The following is a 20519-nucleotide window of genomic DNA, read 5'->3' on the forward strand; positions in this document are numbered from 1 at the left end:
TACCAATCGGAATCTCCTCGTGGCAAACAGGCCGCATTTCCCTATTCCTGTTTGTGCAAAATCGAACCCTGTAACGGGTAACCCCTAATGACAATTAGTTGACTTTTTCTACTAGTCGTGTTCTTATTTATTCTTAAAATAAGAACGATGTTCCAAATAATGAAACAGGAGGATAAGATGGATTTACGCATCAAATGCTGGGCAGGGTGGGCTTTTGTTCTGTCAGTCGTCATGTTTAGCGGGCTTGATGCCCAGATGGTATATGCGGCCGATGATACATTTCCAAGCAAACCAATCACAATCGTCGTCCATACCGGAGCGGGATCGTCGACTGATATTTTTGCCAGAGAACTGGCGCAAAGCGCCGGCAAGGTATTCGGTAAACCGGTAGTCGTGGTTAACCGGCCCGGCGGCAGCGGGGCGACCCAAATGGCATTCATCAAATCTGCCGCGCCGGACGGATATACCGTTGGCGTAAATACGGCTTCACATTTGACTGCAATGCAGACCAACCTGAAAGGTGTTTACAAGTGGCAGGATTTTTCCTGGATCACTCTGAACCAGCTCGATCCATATATCACGGTTGTGGCGGCGGATAGTCCATACAAGACCATGAAAGATTTGGTAGAGGCCGGAAAAAAAGAAGGAGTCAATCTGAAAGTCGGGGGTTTTGGTACTGTCGGAGCGGCACACAATATCGCTTTCAACTTGCTTGCAGACAAGGCAAAGATGCCTTTTACCTGGGTCAGCTACACGGGGGGACCGCAAGCGATGACTGCGCTGCTGGGAAAACATATTGACGTTGTCAATACCAATCCAGGGCCGGCGTTGCAGTTTGCCGAGGCAGGTCGTATACGTATTCTCGGTATCCTGGATGACACGCGCGCTGACTCCCTGCCGCAGGTGCCGACTTATGCGGAAGCAGGTTACCCGGTAGATTCATCATGGAAGCAGATTCGAGGTATTTTCGGTCCCAAAGAGATACCGGCAGAGATTCAGAAAAAGCTGGCAGATGGCTTTTTCAAAGCCATGCAGACACCTGCCTTTCAGAAGTACATGAAAGAAACAGCCCAGATCGCCGGAACCCAGGGGCCGACAGAATATCCGGCATTCGTTGAGAAAATGGATGGTATCGGAAGCGATTGGCTCAAAAAACTGGGACTTGCCAAATGAATAGCCAGGTCAACGCGAATACGGCATCGGTTGTCTATCGCTGCCCCAGTATCAGTGAAAAAAGTGCAACCCGGGTTATTGCCATTTTATGCCTGCTGGTTTTCGCCTGCACTGCCTGGTTAAGCCTGGGATTCCAGGCGCCGCTCAATCCGGTGGATGTGGGGCCGGGAAAAGTGCCGTTGCTCGCTTCGTGCCTGGGCATGGTCTGCAGCATCGTGTTGTTTGCAGAGGCCCGGCGGCTTGATTCGGACGTCCAGCTGCATCGTCCTGCAGCGGTGGCATCCGGTGTGCTGGTGATGACTGCCTATGTTTTGCTTATCCCTATCGCCGGTTTCTATTTGGTTTCTGTTTTTGCGGTCCCGCTTCTTATGGTGGTGGGAGGTGAGCGGCGTTGGTCGCGTCTGATCCTGTGTGCTGCGGGGTTTGTGATTTTTATTTATCTATGCTTTGAGCAATTGCTTGGCGTGCAGTTCCCCTAGGAGCAATAACATGATTTCAGACTTGATCAACGGATTCGGACTTGTATTGCATCCGTACGTTCTTCTTGCCCTTATGGGCGGGACGCTCATCGGTTATCTGATTGGCGCCATGCCAGGGCTGGGTCCCAGCCTGGGGGTCGCTTTGCTCGTGCCGTTTACGTATGGTATTGACCCCGTCATTGCGATGGTTGCACTGGTTAGCCTGTATATGGCGGCAGAATACGGCGGTGCCATTACCGCCATATTGCTCAATACCCCCGGCACTGCCGCAGCGGTTGCAACCGCATGGGACGGTTATCCGATGGCACGACGCGGGGATGCCGGGTTCGCCTTACACATTTCGATCATCAGTTCCGGCATCGGCGCACTTCTGAGTGCGGTGCTGCTGATCGTCACCGCAGTTCCGTTATCGGAGTTCGCCCTGGAGTTCGGTCCGACCGAGTATTGCGCGCTGGGCATTTTCGGTCTGAGTCTGGTGACCAGTCTGGGAGGCAGATCTCCGTTGCGCGGACTGCTTGCATTGTGTATCGGTATTATGTTTGCCGTGATCGGCATGGACCCTGAAAACGGGACACCACGGTTCGCATTTACTCCGGATCTGTTCGACGGCATTCCGCTAGTGCCCGCGCTGCTCGGTCTGTATGCTATTTCGGAAGCTTTGTTCATGCTTGAAGGTCAGGCAACGACGGGCCAGGCGATCAAGGTGGATAACGTGCGTTCTGTGCCATGGTCTCGCTATCGGCCGCTGTGGGCCACGATTCTGCGCGGGTCGGGAATCGGCTATATCATTGGCGTGATACCGGGCGCAGGCGCTTCTATCGCAAGCCTGATTTCCTACAACGAGACAAAACGGGTTGCTCATGACCCTCAGACCTTCGGCCAGGGAAACCCGAAAGGCGTTGCGGCATCGGAGTCCGCAAACAATTCTGCTGTCTCCGGGGCGCTGGCGCCATTGCTGGCTCTCGGTATACCAGGATCCGCCACCGCTGCGATCCTGATCGGCGCCCTGATGATTCAGGGTATTCAGCCGGGTCCGCTGCTCTTTGTCAGAAACCCCGAAATTCCTTATTCAATCTTCGCCTCCCTGATTATCGGTGTGCCGTTGATGGTGATTGTCGGCCTGCTCGGTGCACGGCTGTGGGTAAAGGTCGTGGATATCCCGGCTCCGCTGCTTGCAGCTGTCGTTACCGCAATATCGATTGTGGGCGCTTACGCATCAGAAAATGCGATGTTCCCTGTGTACATCACACTCGTGTTTGGTTTGCTCGGGTATGTTCTGCGCAAACTGGACATTCCCCTTGCGCCGATCGTGCTTGCCCTGGTGCTGTTGCCGATGGCCGAGACGAATTATCGTCAGGCGCTGGTGGTGGCCGAAGGCGACCATATGATCTTTCTTCATCAGCCTATCACGGTCGTGTTACTGGTCCTTGCACTGCTGTCCTTTCTGGTGCCGCTGATCCGGAAACGCCGTGCCGCATCGGGAATTGATATGGACGCACCCAAATGAGCGATTCCAAACCTGATAGATACATCACGCGGATGCTGGCCGAATGGGCATGCGAAACTGATGTTTCAATGCAGCCGGAGGATGTCCTTGCCATTGCGCGTCATTCCCTGCTTGACTGGGTCACAATGGTGCTGGCCGGATCGCATGATCCAGCGATCGCCAGGCTGCGCCGATATCTGGATGAAGAAAACGGCGCAGCCGGGCCGGCAACTCTGCTGGCCGGCGGCGCTCGCGTCTCGTCAACGCATGCGGCCCTGATCAATGGAACTGCCGGCCATGTTCTGGATTTTGATGATGCCCACTTGCCGTCGCGTGTGCATCCGTCGGTGCCGCTGTGGCCCGCCATACTGGCTTTCGGTGAATCGAACGGAGTGTCGGGAGAAAAGGCGCTTGCTGCATTCGTGGTTGGCGTGGAGGTCCAGACCCGTCTAGCGGCATTAATGGGAGAAAGTCACTACAAACTGGGGTGGCACAATACGGCGACGCTTGGCAGCTTTGGTGCTACCGCCGCCGTCGGCTGGTTGCGCGGCCTGACGCCTTTGCAGATGCGTCATGCTTTCGGTATAGCGGCCAGCCAGGCCGGTGGCTTGAGGGCCGCTTTCGGCACGTCTTGTAAACCGCTGCATGCAGGCAGGGCGGCGTCTCTTGGCCTTTTTGCCAGCGGGCTGGCCGCGCAGTCGTTCGACGCCGAGCCGAGTATCTTTGATGTCGATGGCGGTTTTCCTGATCTGTACGCCGATCAGACTTTTCCGGACGCGGTGGCGCAGGAGGAAGGTCATTGGGATATCCGGAATGTGATTTTCAAATATCATGCGTCTTGTTACGGAACCCAGGCCCCCATAGAAGCTGCTCTGCAATTGGGCAAGCCATCTCTTGAGTCCGTAGGTTCGGTGCGGGTTGGTATAGAGAATCAATATCTGTCGGTCTGCAATATCCAGACACCGGAAACGGCAGCGCAAGCCCGTTTCAGTATCCGTCATATGGTGGCGCTGGCACTCCACGGGGCGGATACGGCCAGTCAGCAGGCTTTTTCACATGAATGTCTGGCTGATCAGCAGATTGCCGCCTGGCGTGAGCGAATCACGGTTCAGGGCGATGCAGCGTTGGGACGGGCCAATGCGTGTATCGAAATTGCCTTCACCAACGGATCGACCGAGCGCATCACTGTGGATGCCAGCCGCCCGGAAAGCGATCTGGAACGACAGCGGCAGCGATTATGTGCGAAGTCCCGTGCGTTGCTGCAGGATCGCTATGCAGCAGATAGTCTGGATGGTTTGCATGGATTTATTTTGAATCTGGACAACGTTGCTGACATGCGGACCTGGATGGACGATTTTCGCGCCTGGGAGCGCAACAGCCGCCTTATTCAATAACATAGTAAATACGCAGGAGAATGAAAATGGGAGCTTATGTCATTGACAGTGCCTTGTTTCGGGATCAGTTCGGCACCGATAGCATGAGGCAGATATTCAGCGATGAGACGACAGTGCAGCGTTGGCTGGATGTTGAAGCTGCGCTGGCTCGTGTGCAGGTTGAACTGGACATCATACCCAGAGAGGCCGGGGAAGAAATTGATCGCAAGTGCAAAGTCGAGAATATCGATCTGCCCGAACTCAAACAGGAAATGGATCGGACCGCGCATCCTATCGTGCCGCTGCTGCGCGCCATGAAAAAAGCGTGTGACGGCGAAGCAGGCGAATATATTCACTGGGGGGCGACGACACAGGACATTATGGATACGGGTACCATTCTCCAGGTTCGTGACGGGCTGGACGAAATTGAAAGCGCGTATCGTGCGCTGTACGCCAATGTTCGCGAACTGGCTGCGACCTATCGGGATCAGGTCATGGTAGGTCGCAGCCACGGTCAACATGCGCTACCCATTACATTCGGTTTTAAGGCTGCTGGATGGGCCGAGGAACTCAGACGCAATTTTGTCCGAATCAGACAGATGCGTGAACGCGTGTTGGTTGGGCAGTTTTCGGGCGCGGTCGGCACGCTTGCAGCGCTGGGAACGCAGGGATTGACGGTACAACGACGTCTTTTTGAAGAGCTCGGGCTGGCATGTCCGTCCATTACCTGGCACACCTCGCGGGATTCGATTGCCGAATTGATTTGTGTTCTTGCCATTGCTTGCGGGACTGCCGGAAAAATCGCGCATGAAATTTTCAGTCTGCAAAAAACTGATATTGCCGAGCTGGAGGAGCCCTTTGCGCCGGGCAAGGTCGGCAGCAGTACGATGCCTCACAAGCGTAATCCGCCCATCTGTGAGGGGGTGATTGCGCTGACGCGCATCGTGCGTACGACCGTGCCGCTGGCCATCGAAGCGATCGTGGCTGATCACGAACGTGATAAAGTTGTTCTGCAGACCGAAAGGGAGTTTATCGGACGCGTCTTTAACATGACGCATGCGGCGATCAAAAAAATGATTTTTGTCACGGGTGGCCTGAGTGTGCGCACCGAGAACATGGAAAAAAATCTTTTTGCACAAAACGGGCTGCTTATGTCCGAAGCTGTCATGATGGGGCTGAGCGACACGCTCGGCCGCCAGGAAGCTCATGATATTGTGTATCGTATATGCATGGACGTTTTTGAAAAGGGCGGCTCATTGAAGGACGCATTGTTGGCCGATGCCGAGGTGTCGGGGCGGTTGCAAGAGCGCGATATCGAACGCATGCTGGAGCCGCATGGTTACATCGGACATGCAGGCGATTTTGTGGATCAGGTGCTGGCGAATTCGCTTGAGTAAATGAAGCCAGAGAGATCACGCACGCAGTTCATGACTGCCGCGGAGCAGCGATCTTAACGATCTTCAATCAAAATTTTCAACGTTATAAGGAAACATCGGACAATGAGTAACGATAAATTGCGCAGCACCGTCGCGGCGCTCAGCCGAATGGTAGAGCGTAAGGAATTAACCGAGGCGCAGGCGCTGGAAGAGTCCAGTAAACTGATTGCGGGACTGGTGGCATCTGATGACTGGCTTCCTGATGAGCTGGCAGTGCCTCACCCCGACTATTATCGACAGTACCTGTTGTATGGAGATCCACTGGATCGCTTTTCGCTGGTCAGTTTTGTATGGGGGCCCGGGCAAAAGACGCCAGTGCATGATCACACCGTTTGGGGCGTGATCGGCATGCTGCGAGGGGCTGAAGTGGACCAACCCTTCCGATTGACCGAGAGCGGCCTTGAGCCTGCGGGCGCAGCTCATACCCTGCAGCCGGGACAAACCGCCTGTGTGTCACCCACCATCGGAGATATTCATCGCGTCAGCAACGCCTTTGACGACAAAGTTTCAATCAGTATTCATTTGTATGGCGGCAATATCGGACGGATAGAGCGCAGTGTTTACGATCCTGATACCGGGCAGCCCAAACGTTTTGTATCGGGCTACTCCAATAAGCTTGCTCCCAATCTCTGGGCACCAGAAACGTCACCGTCATAATTGCACTCATGAGCATCGATTGAGCAGAATGCATGAAATGACGCTGCCCCCGTAGCAACGGTCGTAAACCGTACCAGGGGGCAGTATTTTGAACAGACCGGCCTGATGTGCCGGTCTGTATTTCAGATGCTATTGTGCCTTGTTGGCATCGTCCGGCAGCGCGTAGGCGATGATGTAGTCGCCACGATCCGGCGATTGCCGCGCCCCGCCTGCGTTGATCAGGATATACTGCTTGCCCGTTTTCGGAGATATATAGGACATGGGGCCCGATTGACTGCCCACAGGCAGGCGCGACTTCCAGATTTCCTTGCCGGTAGACGAATCGTACGCACGCAGATAGAAATCCTGGGTGCCGGCGAAAAACAATAATCCGGCCTGGGTTGCCAGCGATGGACCAAGTGTCGGCATGCCAATGGGAATCGGCATACCCATGCGAATGCCAAGCGGACCGGTATCCTGCACGGTACCGACGGGCACCTGCCAGACAATCTTGCGGGTTTTCAGGTCAATGGCGGTCATGGTTCCGAAAGGCGGTTTCTGGCAGGGAATGCCCAATTGCGACAGAAAGCGCTCGCGCATGGCGCCATAAGGTGTGCCGTCCTGGGGAACCACGCCCATTTCGATGCCACTGGCACCTGCGCCGACTTTCTCGCGCGGAATCATGTAATTGGCCAGACCCAGTCGCATATCATTGACGAACATGTAATTGGTGGTCGGATCTACCGACACACCGCCCCAGTTCATACCGCCCAGCGAACCAGGAAACTGCAGGGCGCGGTCTTCACCGGGCGGCGTATAGACGCCATCATGGCGCATGCCTTTGAACTGGATCCGGCACAGTAATTGATCGAACGCGGTGGCACCCCACATATCGGATTCGGTCAGTGTCTGGTTGCCGATAGAGGGCATGCCGACTGAAAAGGGCTGCGTTTCTGAATAGCGCTCGCCCGGCACATTGCCCTGAGGCACCTGCTTTTCCTGTACCTGGGCCAGCGGCTTGCCGGTGACCCGGTCCAGCATGAAGATCTCGCCTTGCTTGGTCACTTGCACCAGTGCGAAATGGGTGCCGCCCTTGCCATCGGGAATGTCATAAAGCAGGGGTTGCGCAGGCAGGTCGAAATCCCACAGATCATGATGGGTGGTCTGGAAGTGCCAGCGAACCTTGCCGGTTTTGGCTTCCAGCGCCACGATAGAGGAGCTGTATTTGTCGTCCTGTTCTGTGCGTTGTCCGGCATAGAAGTCCGGCGTGGCGTTGCCGGTGGGCAGGTACACCAGGCCGAGCTTTGCATCGTAGGACATGGCGGACCAGACATTCGGTGTGCCGCGAGTGTAGGTTTGCCCCTCCGGCGGCAGGCCGGTCACTTCGGGATTGCCGGGGTCCCAGGCCCATTCCAGATTACCCGACACGACATTGAAGGCGCGGACAACACCAGGAGGCTCGTCTACAGCAAAGTTGTCGGCCACGCGTCCGCCGACGATCACGACATTGCCGGCAACCAGCGGTGTGGATGTCTGTTGATAGTAGCCATCCTTGACTTCACCCATGCCGACTTTCAGATCTACCGTGCCCAGGTTGCCAAACTCTGTGCAAGGCTGACCGTTGTCGGCATTGATGGCGATCAGACGCGCGTCAGTGGTGGGCAGAAACAGGCGGCGCGGGCAAGTCATGGCATTAGCCGGTTCGCTGACCGGCACCGTACCTGCAGGGCTGGTGCTGTCGGCAGGCACCGTTTGTTGAGCGCCTGCAACCGCTACGCCCTCTGAACTGGCCTGGGCGACCGTATCCGCACTGGCAGTTGCATCAAAATATCCGAGGCCGCGGCAGCGTTGCCAGTTGGGGGCCGTTGCCTTTGAATCGTATCGCCATTTTTCCTTGCCAGAGTCGACATCCAGGGCAATGACTTTACTGTAAGGGGTGCACACATAGAGCGTATCGCCGATCTGCAAGGGAGTATTCTGGTCCTCGGCTCCGGAGCCCGTACTTTCGGGAATATCGCCCGTATGGGCTGTCCAGGCGACTTGCAGTTTGCCGATATTGTTTTTGTTGATCTGGTCCATCGCGACAAAACGGGTGCCGGCGGTAGTATTGCCCCAGTGCTGCCAGTCTGCCGGCTTGTCACCGGCGTCGACTTTCATGACAGGTGCAATATGCTCGGCTTCTATCACCGATTTCGGGAAGAAGAAAAGGGCGAAGGTTGCCACAATGCCGACGGCAAGCGTAATAGAAGCCCATCGCGTGACACGGCAGGGCGTTTTGCCCTCTGCATGGCGCAAGGCAGGGACGGCAAGGGTGACCAGAAAAGCCAGCACGGCAAAGGCAAAGATTCGGGCCACCAGGGGCCAGAACTCCCAGCCGGCTTCCCATACTGCCCATATGACGGTCGCAATAAACGCAATCGCATAAAGCCACGCGCCGACCAGATTGCGTTTCATGATCAGATAGCCTGACAAGAGCATAGCCAGGCCCATCAGGATGTAATAGACGCTGCCACCCAATATGGCCAGCCACGCGCCGCCGATGGTCATGAATATGCCAATCAGCATAATAAGGAGACCCAGCAAGGTCAGGCCAATGCCTGCGATACCGGATGTGCGTTTGCGTTCGTCCATTGTTTTCCCCTTTGAAACAGACTACATGACAACTGTATTTTAGCGTTAAAAACGATAGCTGACCGTCATGCCTGCGGTCCAGTTCCGGCCGGGTGCCGGTTCATAGTAGCGGTTATTGGCATCATTGATAATGACCGAGCCCGCGTAACGCTTATTGAAGACATTGTCGACCCGTGCGAAGGCATTGAGGGTCCATTGGTCTTGTTTCCATGTATAGCCGGTATGCACACTGGTCACGATGGCCGAGGGGGCCGATTCGCTATTGCGGTCATTAACGTACACTTTGCCCAAATAATCGACATCGACGCCTGCGTTCCATCCCTGTTCGGGCGCCCAGGCGAGAGATGCTGTCGCCGTATTGCGTGCTATACCGGGGATGTCGTTGCCGGCTGGGATCTCAGGATTGCTGTCGGAGCAGGGACCCGAGCAGAAACTGTCGCGATAGCGGGCGTGCAGATAGGTATAAGACAAATGTGCCTGCAGACTGCGGTAAAGCTGTGCATCCCACGACAGTTCGACGCCATCGCGCAGGGTGCGGCCTGCATTCTGGTAGGAGGTGCGGCCGCCCGAGCCGCCAGCGCTGACAATTTCGTCCTTGGTGTAGGTGCGGAAGACTGCAGCAGTCAGTTGGCTGTTGCCGATCGTGGCCTTGGCACCCGCCTCCAGCGTGGTGTTGATGGAGGGCTTCAGACCAAAATTGAGACCGGGTTCATTGTCATTGCGGTACGACAGTTCGTTGAAGGTTGGTGTCTCAAAGCCGCGTCCTGCCGTGACGTAGAATGACAGATCGGGCGTGGCCTGGAAATTTAGGGCAATGACGGGCAGCAGTTTGCTGTAGTTTGCGGTGCCGCTGTCGTCTGCATTGCCATTTGTAATATATCGGTCCGATGATTTGAAATGCACATTGCTGTAGCGCAAGCCCGCATCCAGGGTCCAGCGGTCAGCAAACTGCCAGGAGGCCTGCACATACGGGTCAAGGTTCCAGACCGTATTGATTTCGTCGCGCCGCAGATTGCCTTGCACGCCAAGCTGATCGCCAATGAAATTCTCGTAGCCCTTGCGCGCTTCGCGCATGGTATCCCAGGCGACCCCGGCTACCAGCGTCAGCGGGCGATCCGCCAGCGACAGGCGCGAAGTCAGCCTGATATCAGTGCCGCCGTACTGGCGTTTAAGCCAGATGACGCCGCCAGCGTGCGATGGCGCGCGTTGAGGAGCGATGGGGATAGAAAGGAACTGCTTGGTTTCGCGCTCGCCGTAATAGCCCATGACGCGCAGGTCGGTATTGCCCGATAGCGGCTGTTCGTACACCAGGCCGCCCTGCGTCTGCTTGGTGGTTTTGCGTACGTTGTAGGTCTTGGCATTGGGTGAGGAGGCCCGTGGATCATTTTCAAATTCTTCACGGGTCAGGCCCTGGGGGTCCTGCGCCGAGACATCCACGTGATTGAACAAGAGGCTCAGATGGCCGCTATCGCCCATCTGCATGCCCAATTTGGCATTGACCTGGTTTTTCTCTGCCTCGCTGTGGTCGCGGTAGCCGTCTGTGCGGAAATGATTGGCGCTGAGCAGGTAATCAATGGCACCAGGGCCGTCACCGCGTGATCCGGAGGCTTTCATACCATAGCGCAATTGCCCGTTACTGCCCGTTGCAAAGGACGGAGTCAGTTTGAGCGGGCCTTCGCCCGTCTCGGTTTCGGTCAGCAGCACGCCGCCGGAGGAGTTGCCATACAGCGTGGAAAATGGGCCGCGCAGGACTTCGGCCGATGCAATCGAAGATAAATCAATATTCGAGGTCTGTCCCTGGCCATCAGGCATGGTCGCCGGGATGCCATCGACATAAAGACGAATGCCGCGCACGCCAAACGCCGAACGGGCGCCAAAGCCACGGATACCCACCTGCAGGTCTTGTGCATAATTCTCGCGGTTGCGCACAGTCAGGCCGGGAATGCCGCGTAAGCCTTCTGACAGATTGGCCTGCATTTCGTTCGCGCGGATTTGTGCGCCATCAATCACGGTGACCGATGCTGGGATTTCGTTTGCCGGGCGGTCCATACGGGTGCTGGTGGCCACAATGGGTGCCAGTTCAGTGACGGGCGCATCGGATGCGGTCGCCGTCGCCGAAATGGGCGCGGCGGTTGCCTCTGTTCCCCCCGAGGCCGCCGGCTGGCCGCTGGCGCTGCCCGCGCAGGCGAATAAGGAAACAAGGCAACTGGCCAGGGCCGCCGGTGTGAAGGGTGGGGAACTCATGTACAAACTCACGCTGAATAAATAGTCAAAACAAGGGGTCCGGGACGGACCGCGCACGGCATCGGCCGATGCTACGTTCTATGATAACCCGTCAGTAACCAAACCGGACCAATCGTGACTGAAATGCTCATTCTTATTGATGTTCTGGCCAGGTGCCTAAAATTTTATCCTTGTCGTGTTGCGCAAGAGTGCGGCGATAGTGCAAAGGTAAAATAGAATATCCAACATACTCGTCATGTGATTCGTAGTGCAGAAGCCAGGGTAGATTCTGGCTGCTGATAACCTGTTCAGATAGAACCAAGAGGTAGATTGTGCCAAGAAAAGCGTCAACATTATCGGTCGCCGACGAGAACCCGTCGTCGGGCGGCGTGGCCGCGGTGGACCGGGCCTTGTCATTGCTGACAGCCTTTCGCAAAAACGATGGGTATTTGTCGCTGGTCGAGCTGTCGGAGCGGACCCGCATGTATAAAAGCACCATCCTGCGGCTGCTGGCCTCGCTGGAGCATGCCGGAATGATCCACAAATCCGATGATGGTCGTTATGGGCTGGGCGAGGGCGTCGTGCAGTTATATGGCGTATACAGCTCGGCCTTTTCCCAAGCGGATGTGATCCTGCCGGTATTGCGGGCGCTGGTGGAAAAAACGCAGGAAAGCGCGTCGTATCACGTTATCAGCGGCAACAACCGGCTTTGTCTGCATCGCGTCAACTCGCCGTTACCGATCAGTTATCGCACCAGCGAAGGAGATGTGCTGCCCCTGGACAAAGGATCGGGCGCACGCGTGCTGCAGGCGTTTACGGGCGCTAAGGGCAAACTCTATGATCAGATCCGCAAGGACGGGGTGGTGGTACTGGACGGAGATCGCATGCCCGATCTTGCTGGTGTGTCAGCAGCCGTGTTCAATGCACATCATGACTTTGTCGGTGCGGTGACGCTGACGATGCCTTCGTCTCGCCTGAAGCCGTCATTCAGGGAGGAAGTGCTGCATGCGGCGATGATGTTGAGTAGAAAATTTGGTTATAGCCAGAACTGATCCCTCTGTTTCCCTGCTTTTTTAAAAATCGACCTTTTGAGGTCGATTTTGCGTTTCGGCACCGCAGACATAGCGGTTCCGTTCCTGATCGTTTGCCAATTGCGTGTTGACGCGCTGATGATTCTTGTTTTACTATTCTATTTAACAGAATTATATTCTATAAGATAGAACAAAGGAACATCATGAACCAGATACAGTCCGAGCGGGTGCTGATCAGTGAGGTCGGTATGCGCGATGGTTTGCAAAGCGTCAAAAGCATCATGCCGACGGAGAACAAATTTCGTCTGATCGATGCGTTATACGAGGCGGGTATTCGCGAAATCGAAGTCTGTTCGTTCGTGCCGGCAAAACTGCTGCCGCAAATGGCTGACGCAGACGAGGTGGTGCGTTATGCCTTGCGTTATTCCGATCTGACGGTCATGGCGCTGGTGCCCAACCTGCGGGGTGCCCGGAGCGCACTGAATGCGGGCGCGCACAAGTTAACAATCCCCGTTTCTGCCAGTGAAGCGCACTCGATGGCGAATGTGCGTAAAACGCGGGAACAGATGGTGCAGGAAGTGCGCGAAATCGTGGCGCTTCGCAATGAGCTGGCGCCCAACGTGAAAATCGAAGCCGGTATTTCAACTGCATTCGGCTGCACAATACAGGGCGCGGTGAGCGAGGACGATGTGGTCAGGCTGTCCTCGCAACTAGTTGCTGTCGGAGCCGATGAGACAGGGTTGTCCGATACGACCGGCTACGCCAACCCGGCGCAGGTACGACGGCTTTTCAAACGTGTTTTTGCTGAAGTGGGCGACAAGTGCGGCGCAGCGCATATGCATAACACACGGGGATTGGGCATGGCCAACAACCTTGCTGCCTATGACGTGGGCGTGCGCACCTTTGATTCGTCCCTGGGCGGCCTGGGCGGCTGTCCGTATGCGCCCGGTGCCTCCGGCAATGTGGTCACCGAGGATCTGGTGTTTATGTTCGAGGCCATGGGCATTGAAACGGGGGTGAATATCCAGAAGCTGATCGACGCGCGCGAGCCCCTGAAAGCAGGCGTGCCGCAGGAAGACGTGTATGGCATGGTCGCCGAAGCAGGTGTGCCTTTAACCTTTGAACAACAAGTGTGATATGACAGAAAAAATGTTGCCCTACGCAGGACTGAAGGTCATCGAGTTTACGCATATGGTGATGGGTCCCACTTGCGGCCTGATATTGGCCGATCTGGGCGCCGATGTCATCAAGATTGAACCCATCAAGGGAGATAACACCCGCAATTTGCTGGGTTCAGGCGCCGGTTTTTTTCCTGCTTTCAATCGCAACAAAAAGAGCTTCGCGGTCGATTTGAAATCAGAAGACGGATTGGCGTTGGTGAAGGACTTGATCCGCTCGGCCGACGTGGTGAGCGAAAATTTCAAGCCCGGCACCATGCAAAAACTCGGGCTGGATTATGAATCGCTGTCCAGGGACAATCCCGGATTGGTATATGTAAGCCATAAGGGCTTTCTGCCGGGTCCCTATGAGCATCGTACCGCGCTGGACGAGGTCGTACAGATGATGGGCGGCCTGGCCTACATGACCGGCAGGAAAGGCGATCCGATTCGTGCTGGCACCAGCGTCAATGACATCATGGGCGGCATGTTCGGCGCGATCGGCGTGATGGCGGCGCTCAAGCAGCGCGATATGACCGGTAAAGGACAGCAGGTGCAAAGTGCCCTGTTCGAGAACAATATCTTTCTGGTGGCCCAGCACATGATGCAATATGTGGTGACCGGCAAGGCGCCCGATCCCATGCCCAGCCGGATTTCAGCCTGGGCCATTTATGACGTATTCAATGTGAAAGACGGCGAGCAGATTTTCCTGGCCGTGGTCAGTGATACGCAATGGCGCATATTCTGTGACGCATTCGGATTGACCGACCTGGCCGGCAACCCCGAACTGACAACGAATAATCAGCGTGTGCAGGCCCGCTCATGGCTGTTGCCTTTGCTGCAGGAACGCCTGTCCACCTATTCGAAAAAAGAGCTGGCGGACACGTTCGAAACACATGGGCTGCCTTTTGCCCCTATTTCCCGTCCCGAAGAATTGTTGCAGGACGAGCACCTTCTAAAAACAGGTGGCCTTGCTCCCATGCATATGACGGATGGCCGGAAAACCAATGTGCCGCTACTGCCCATTTGTATGAATGGCGAGCGCCTGGGGGTCCGCCTGGATCCGCCAAGGCTGGGGGAACATACCCTGAGCATTCTGAAGGACGCAGGTCTGAGTGATGCACAAATCGAGACATTGCTGGCAAACAACATCATTGCCAGTGAATAAGGAGCGCTTCATGAAAAAATTAGCATTCGTTTGTATGGCAGGTCTGTTTGCCCAGCTTTCAGTCAATACTGCCGCCGTAGCCCAGGAAACGTATCCCGCGCGCGCGGTGACAATTACTGTTCCGTATTCTCCTGGTGGCACTACCGATTATGTTGCCCGCATGCTGGCCAAACAGATGTCGGAGATATCAAAGCAATCATTTGTGGTCGAGAACAAACCGGGCGCCAGCGGAACAATTGCGACCTCGGCCGTCATGCGCAGCAAGCCGGATGGCTATTCGCTTCTAATGAATGATACGACGTATGCCATGCTGCCGGCCGTGTTTAAAAAATTGAGCTGGGATCCTGTCAAAGATATTGCACCTATCGCAAATGTGGCCTCTACGCCCGTCATACTGATTGTGCCGGCCAATTCCCCCTTCAATTCGGTCGCCGATCTGGTCAAGGCAGCCAAAGAGAAACCAGAATCGCTCACCTTTGGTTCAGGCGGCAAGGGCAGCTCCACGCATCTCGCTGGCGAAGTGTTCCAGCATCAGGCTGATATCAAATTACTGCATGTTCCATATAAGGGTGCCGGAGAAGCATTGCTGGCCCTGGTCGGTGGCACGGTGGATGTGGAAATCAGCGCAACGCCGACCGCCATTCCGCAAATTACCAGCGGCAAGGTCAAGGCGCTGGCGATCAGCAGCCCGCAGCGTCTTCCTCAATTGCCTAAGGTGCCCACGTTTGCCGAAGCTGGCTTGCCTGATTACACGGTGCAGAACTGGTTTGGCCTGGTCGCTCGTGCAGGCACGCCTGCCGATATCATCAGCAAGCTCAACCAACTGGTGAAAAATTCCGTGGCCGACAAATCAATACAGGCTTCCTTTGAAAAGCTGGGAGCGCAGACGGTGGGCAGCAGCCCAGGGGAATTCTCCCGGCAAATTGCAAATGAAATAGACAGTTGGGGGCGCATTGCCGCGCGCGCCGGTCTGGAAAAGCAGTGAGTGCAGGCCATGTTTTATCTGAATAAGGAACCCCAGCGCAGCGATACCCAGGTATGGAGCACCATGCCTGATGAATTCCGTTGCCGCAATGTTGATTCTGAGTGGGCCAGGGCAAATAAGGGCGGCGAACAGCTGCATTCCTTTATCGAAGGCCCGGCAATGGATGCACAGGGAAATCTTTATGTGACCGATATTCCCTATGGGCGCATCTTTTGTATCTCGGCCCGCAAGGAGTGGAAGCTGGTGGTGCAATACGACGGTGAACCCAACGGTCTGAAAGTGCTGAAAGACGGTTCACTGCTGATTGCCGATTACCGGCGCGGCCTTTTGAAATGTGATCCCGTCGCAAAAACGGTCGAGCCGCTACTGGCGCGTCGCAACGCCCAGTCATTCAAGGGGTTGAACGATTTATATGTCACCCGTGATGAATCGCAGGTGTATTTCACCGATCAGGGCCAGACCGGGCTTCACGATCCAACGGGCGCTGTTTATCGCTTTGACTTCAAAACGGGCAGGCTTGATTGCCTGATGGATAACGTACCGAGTCCCAACGGGCTGGTAGTGGACGAACGCAAATCGGTACTGTTCGTGGCCGCAACCCGGGATAACGCCGTATGGCGCGCGCCGTTACTGCCGGATGGTTCGGTATCGAAAGTCGGGCGCTTTTGCGCGTTATTTGGCACCAGTGGCCCCGACGGTATTGCGCTGGACCGAGGTGGCCGATTGTATGTCGCGCACGCTTCGCTGGGATGTGTTTTCGTGTTCGAGTCCAATGGAGAGTGCAGCCGGATCGTGCGTTCGACCGCTGGCAACACCGTCACCAATCTCTGTTTCGGCGACCACAGTTGTGAGCGCTTGCTGATTACCGATTCGGCTACGGGTACGGTGCTTGTTGCATCGTTGGCCGAGGCATAAGACCCGTTTTTAACAAACTTATAAATTAATGGAGACGACGATGTTCAGAAAAACGCTTATGACAGGGCTGACGGGCAGCATGTTGCTGGCCGCAGCTGTGACGACAGGCATGGCGCATGCCGCCCAGGACTGGCCGCAAAGGCCCGTGCGCATGGTGGTGCCATACACGCCGGGTGGCGGGACGGACAGTATTACCCGGATTATTGCCGAGAAAATCAGTCAGGTGGATAAGGACATTCATTTTGTGATTGAAAACAAACCCGGCGCCGGCGGCAATATCGGCATGACTCAGGTGGCCCGCGCCAAGCCGGATGGTTTGACGCTGGGTATGGGGCAGACATCAAATCTGGCGATCAATCCTGTCATCATGAGCGATATGCAGTTTGATGCGAGCAAGGACTTCACCCCCGTCGCAGTGGTGGCGGAGTTGCCTACCGTACTGGTCGTCAAGGCAGATTCACCGTACAAATCGCTGGCCGATGTGATTGAAGCGGCCAAGGCAAAACCCGGTCAGCTCAAGCAGGCGCTGGCTACGCTGGGTACGGTGGGTCATCTGGCAGGTGAAATGCTGTCTTATAAAGCAGGGATCAAGGTGCTGAACGTTCCCTACAAGGGCGCCTCGCCAGCACTCACGGAACTGATCGGCGGGCAGACTGATTACATGTTCGCGACACCGGTATCGGTCATCAATCTTATCGAAGACAAGGATCTGCGCGCACTGGCAGTGACCTCAAGCAAGCGGATCGCCGCCATGCCCGATGTGCCTACGGTCGCCGAACAGGGCTACGATGGATTCAACGCGGTGGACTGGAAGATGATTGTCGGGCCGGCAGGTATGCCTGAGGAAGCGGTCGATCGCCTGAGCAAGGCATTCATGACGGTGAGCAAGGATCCTGAATTCGTCAAGCGGATGGAGAGCGATGGCAATACGGTGGTTGGAGGCTCGGCCGACGACGCCAAAGCCTATCTGGAAAAAGAGCAGACAGAGTGGAAAACATTGCTGAAAGCCATGGATTTCAAGCTGAAATAAACTGACCGTGTCCCAAAGCGGTGCTTAGGGTTTGGTTCGGCCGTACTCGCGCAGTACAATGGCTATTGATATTGCTATTAGCGTGGGAGCCGGCCAGCCGATGTGGATTCAAAAAGAATTTGAATTGAAAGCCCGTCCAAGAGGGTTTCATTTGATAACGGAAGAGATTGTGCGGCAGATGCCGGAGATATCCGGATTGCGGGCCGGTATCATGAATGTGTTTCTCAAGCACACATCGGCTGCGCTCACGATCAATGAAAACGCAGACCCGTCTGTGCGAGCGGATTTTGAAAACTACTTCAACAAACTAGTACCAGAAGATGAGCCGTATTACACGCATACTTATGAAGGAAGCGATGACCTTCCGGCGCATTTCAAAAGCAGCATCCTGGGATGCTGCCTGACGGTGCCGATCACCCAGGGCACGCTGAATACGGGGACGTGGCAGGGGATTTATCTCTGTGAGCACCGCAATCACGGGGGACCACGCACCCTCGTTGTCACTGTCCAGGGTGACCCAGGCTAACAAACCGGCCAGCCAGGCCGGCTCGTCACCTGCCTAATTGGCCTTGAGGTTCAGGCTGTTGACCAGCTCCGCATAGCGGCTGGTATCGTCGGCGATTCGCGCTTTCATCTGTTCAGGACTGTCGCCGATGACCTCTGCGCCGATCTTGCTCATCTCCGTTTTGAACACGTCTGACTGAATAATTTGAACCAGATTGTTGTTCAAATACGTTACCGTCTGCTCTGGTGTATTTTGCGGGGCAAGAATGCCGAACCAGGTTCCCGCATCAAAGCCTTTCAGGCCTGCTTCGTCCAGGGTAGGTACATTGGGCAGCGCGGCAGAGCGCGTTGCAGTGGTGACGGCAAGCGCGGTCAGTTTATTGTCGTTGATGTAGGGCAACACAGTTGTGATCGTGTCAAATGACATATCGACCTGTCCGCCGAGCAGGTCGGTTGTCAACGGGCCGCTTCCCTTGTAGGGGACATGCAGCAGCTTGGTCTTTGACATCAGTTGTACGCGCTCTCCTATCAGATGCTGTCCAGTGCCTACGCCATTGGAACCGAAGCTCAGTTTGCCCGGTTCGCGCCTGGCCAGTTCAATGAGGTCGGCGAATGACTTCACACCGATTTTTTTATTGACAACCAGCACGTTCGGCACCATGGCCACGGTGGTAACAGGGGCGAAGTCTTTCTGGAAATCATAACGCAGCGAGCGGTAGAACGTGGTGGCGATGGTGTGATGGACTGCGCCCATCAATAGCGTGTAGCCATCCGGTTTGGCTCTGGCCACATACTCCGCGCCAATCGTGGCACCGGCGCCGGGTTTGTTTTCGATAATGACCGGCTGACCGATTTTTTCGGCAAGTTTCTGCCCGAGTGCCCGCGCCAGGACATCTGTGGTTCCACCGGCAGGAAAGGGAACGACCAGTTTGACAGGCTGGTCCGGATAGCCTTGTGCGCTGGCGGGAGCGGCCATCAAGCATAGTGTGGCTGCGGCCAGCAGGCCTAAGGCAAATGTCGTTCTTGATGTTGGCGTTAGCGCAGATTTGGCTGGTGCAGATTTTTTTTGTGATTGAGTCAATTTCATGTCTTCCTCCACTGACGGCTTATGCCACTTTCTGTATCTTGCCGTGATTGCGAATATGCCCGCATACCGCTTCCGTGACCTGAGCCGTCGTGGCCGAGCCCCCCAGATCGCCGGTATGTAATGTGGCGTCGGCTGTCACGGTTTCTATACTTTCCATCAGAACCGTCGCCGCCTGCTCTTCGCCCAGGTGGGACAGCAGCATCACCGCGCACCAGAAAGTGCCTATCGGGTTGGCCAGGCCTTTGCCCATAATATCGAACGCAGAGCCGTGAATGGGTTCGAACATTGATGGGTAGCGGCGCTCGGGATCGATATTGCCGGTCGGCGCAATCCCCAGGCTGCCGGCCAGCGCAGCAGCCAGGTCGCTGAGAATGTCGGCATGCAGGTTGGTCGCTACAATGGTGTCCAGCGTTGCCGGTTTGTTGACCATCCTGGCCGTGGCCGCGTCCACCAGTTCCTTGTCCCAGGTGACATCGGGATATTCCCGAGCAATTTCAACTGCAATTTCGTCCCACATCACCATGGCGTGGCGCTGTGCGTTGGATTTGGTGATGACAGTCAAATGCTTGCGCGGGCGGGATTGAGCCAGCGAAAACGCAAACCGCATAATTCTTTCGATGCCTGCACGGGTCATCATGGAGACATCGGTTGCCGCTTCCAGTGGCTGGCCCTGATGGACTCGACCACCCACGCCCGAGTATTCGCCTTCACTGTTTTCGCGCACGATGACCCAGTCCAGATCCTCAGGCCGGCAGCGTTTGAGCGGCCCGTCAATGCCTGGAAGAATCCGGGTCGGGCGCACGTTGGCATATTGGTCAAGGCCCTGACAGATTTTCAGCCGCAGGCCCCATAGCGTGATGTGATCGGCAATCTGCGGATCGCCGGCGGAACCGAAGAGAATGGCATCTTTGTCGTAGAGCGCCTCAAGGCCATCATCGGGCATCATGACGCCGTGCTGTCGATAGTAGTCGCCGCCCCAGTCGAAGGCAGAAAATTCAAATGAAAATTGCTCAAGGGTGTCTGCCAGTGTCTGCAGCACCGTTTGGCCTGCCGGTATGACTTCCTTGCCGATACCGTCACCCGGGATACATGCGATCTTGTACGATTTCATCGTTATTCCTGAAAAAAGGGATTGCGCTTATTCTAGAAATATTCGCGAGTGCTAAAATGCGAACAAATTCACAGGATTTGTGCCTAAAAGTTGA

The 20519-nt window shown here is 55.7% G+C and carries 17 protein-coding genes; 13 read left to right on the top strand and 4 right to left on the bottom strand.

What is annotated here, in order from left to right; genetic code table 11:
* The first annotated feature begins 177 nt into the window (after window positions 1-177).
* The 6 genes from W822_RS31260 to W822_RS31285 all read left to right on the top strand — a co-directional run bounded on the left by W822_RS31260 (window position 178) and on the right by W822_RS31285 (window position 6604).
* Entirely contained in the window at window positions 178-1173 is a 996-nt protein-coding gene (locus W822_RS31260; RefSeq protein WP_024004526.1) for a tripartite tricarboxylate transporter substrate binding protein, read from the top strand.
* Window positions 1170-1652 carry a tripartite tricarboxylate transporter TctB family protein gene (locus W822_RS31265; protein WP_024004527.1) on the top strand — a complete coding sequence of 161 codons (483 nt, stop codon included), beginning with the start codon at window positions 1170-1172 and terminating at the stop codon, window positions 1650-1652. The genes W822_RS31260 and W822_RS31265 overlap by 4 nt, the downstream gene beginning before the upstream one ends.
* A gap of 10 nt (window positions 1653-1662) precedes the next feature.
* Entirely contained in the window at window positions 1663-3159 is a 1497-nt protein-coding gene (locus W822_RS31270; RefSeq protein ID WP_024004528.1) for a tripartite tricarboxylate transporter permease, read from the top strand.
* A complete protein-coding gene (locus tag W822_RS31275; RefSeq protein ID WP_024004529.1) occupies window positions 3156-4532 on the top strand; it encodes an MmgE/PrpD family protein in 1377 nt (458 codons plus the stop codon). The genes W822_RS31270 and W822_RS31275 overlap by 4 nt, the downstream gene beginning before the upstream one ends.
* A gap of 26 nt (window positions 4533-4558) precedes the next feature.
* Window positions 4559-5908 carry an adenylosuccinate lyase gene (gene purB, locus W822_RS31280; protein WP_024004530.1) on the top strand — a complete coding sequence of 450 codons (1350 nt, stop codon included), beginning with the start codon at window positions 4559-4561 and terminating at the stop codon, window positions 5906-5908.
* A gap of 102 nt (window positions 5909-6010) precedes the next feature.
* Window positions 6011-6604 carry a cysteine dioxygenase family protein gene (locus tag W822_RS31285; protein ID WP_031242389.1) on the top strand — a complete coding sequence of 198 codons (594 nt, stop codon included), beginning with the start codon at window positions 6011-6013 and terminating at the stop codon, window positions 6602-6604.
* Window positions 6605-6733: 129 nt separating this feature from the next.
* On the opposite strand, the gene W822_RS31290 is transcribed toward W822_RS31285, so the two are convergent.
* Window positions 6734-9214 (bottom strand): glucose/quinate/shikimate family membrane-bound PQQ-dependent dehydrogenase, encoded by a 2481-nt coding sequence (locus tag W822_RS31290; RefSeq protein ID WP_024004532.1) that lies wholly within the window; start codon window positions 9212-9214, stop codon window positions 6734-6736.
* Window positions 9215-9259: 45 nt separating this feature from the next.
* Complete coding sequence (locus tag W822_RS31295) at window positions 9260-11458, bottom strand: TonB-dependent receptor (RefSeq protein WP_031242391.1); 2199 nt, start codon at window positions 11456-11458, stop codon at window positions 9260-9262.
* 311 nt (window positions 11459-11769) lie between these two features.
* Between W822_RS31295 and W822_RS31300 the strand changes: the two genes are divergently transcribed.
* The 7 genes from W822_RS31300 (at window position 11770) to W822_RS31330 (ending at window position 18249) form a co-directional block, all read left to right on the top strand.
* The gene (locus W822_RS31300) at window positions 11770-12489 is read left to right on the top strand and encodes an IclR family transcriptional regulator (protein WP_024004535.1); all 720 of its coding nucleotides are present in this window, start codon (window positions 11770-11772) and stop codon (window positions 12487-12489) included.
* Between the two features lie 182 nt (window positions 12490-12671).
* Window positions 12672-13604: a hydroxymethylglutaryl-CoA lyase gene (locus W822_RS31305; protein WP_031242393.1), complete on the top strand. Its 933-nt coding sequence runs from the start codon at window positions 12672-12674 to the stop codon at window positions 13602-13604.
* A gap of 1 nt (window position 13605) precedes the next feature.
* Window positions 13606-14793, top strand: a complete 1188-nt coding sequence (locus tag W822_RS31310; protein ID WP_024004537.1) for a CaiB/BaiF CoA transferase family protein — start codon at window positions 13606-13608, stop codon at window positions 14791-14793.
* Between the two features lie 10 nt (window positions 14794-14803).
* Complete coding sequence (locus W822_RS31315; protein WP_024004538.1) at window positions 14804-15778, top strand: Bug family tripartite tricarboxylate transporter substrate binding protein; 975 nt, start codon at window positions 14804-14806, stop codon at window positions 15776-15778.
* A 9-nt stretch (window positions 15779-15787) separates the two neighbouring features.
* On the top strand, window positions 15788-16693 hold the full coding sequence (locus W822_RS31320) for an SMP-30/gluconolactonase/LRE family protein (protein WP_024004539.1): 906 nt from the start codon (window positions 15788-15790) through the stop codon (window positions 16691-16693).
* 40 nt (window positions 16694-16733) lie between these two features.
* Window positions 16734-17723, top strand: coding sequence for a Bug family tripartite tricarboxylate transporter substrate binding protein (locus W822_RS31325; protein WP_024004540.1), 990 nt, complete (start codon window positions 16734-16736; stop codon window positions 17721-17723).
* A 58-nt stretch (window positions 17724-17781) separates the two neighbouring features.
* Window positions 17782-18249 (top strand): secondary thiamine-phosphate synthase enzyme YjbQ, encoded by a 468-nt coding sequence (locus W822_RS31330; RefSeq protein ID WP_253272249.1) that lies wholly within the window; start codon window positions 17782-17784, stop codon window positions 18247-18249.
* 33 nt (window positions 18250-18282) lie between these two features.
* Here the strand turns inward: W822_RS31330 and W822_RS31335 are convergent, their stop codons facing one another.
* Window positions 18283-19203, bottom strand: a complete 921-nt coding sequence (locus W822_RS31335) for a Bug family tripartite tricarboxylate transporter substrate binding protein (protein WP_155848132.1) — start codon at window positions 19201-19203, stop codon at window positions 18283-18285.
* 130 nt (window positions 19204-19333) lie between these two features.
* Window positions 19334-20425, bottom strand: a complete 1092-nt coding sequence (locus W822_RS31340; RefSeq protein ID WP_024004543.1) for a tartrate dehydrogenase — start codon at window positions 20423-20425, stop codon at window positions 19334-19336.
* Window positions 20426-20519: the final 94 nt, after the last annotated feature.

Source organism: Advenella kashmirensis W13003 (genome assembly GCF_000506985.1).
Taxonomy (GTDB): domain Bacteria; phylum Pseudomonadota; class Gammaproteobacteria; order Burkholderiales; family Burkholderiaceae_B; genus Advenella; species Advenella kashmirensis_A.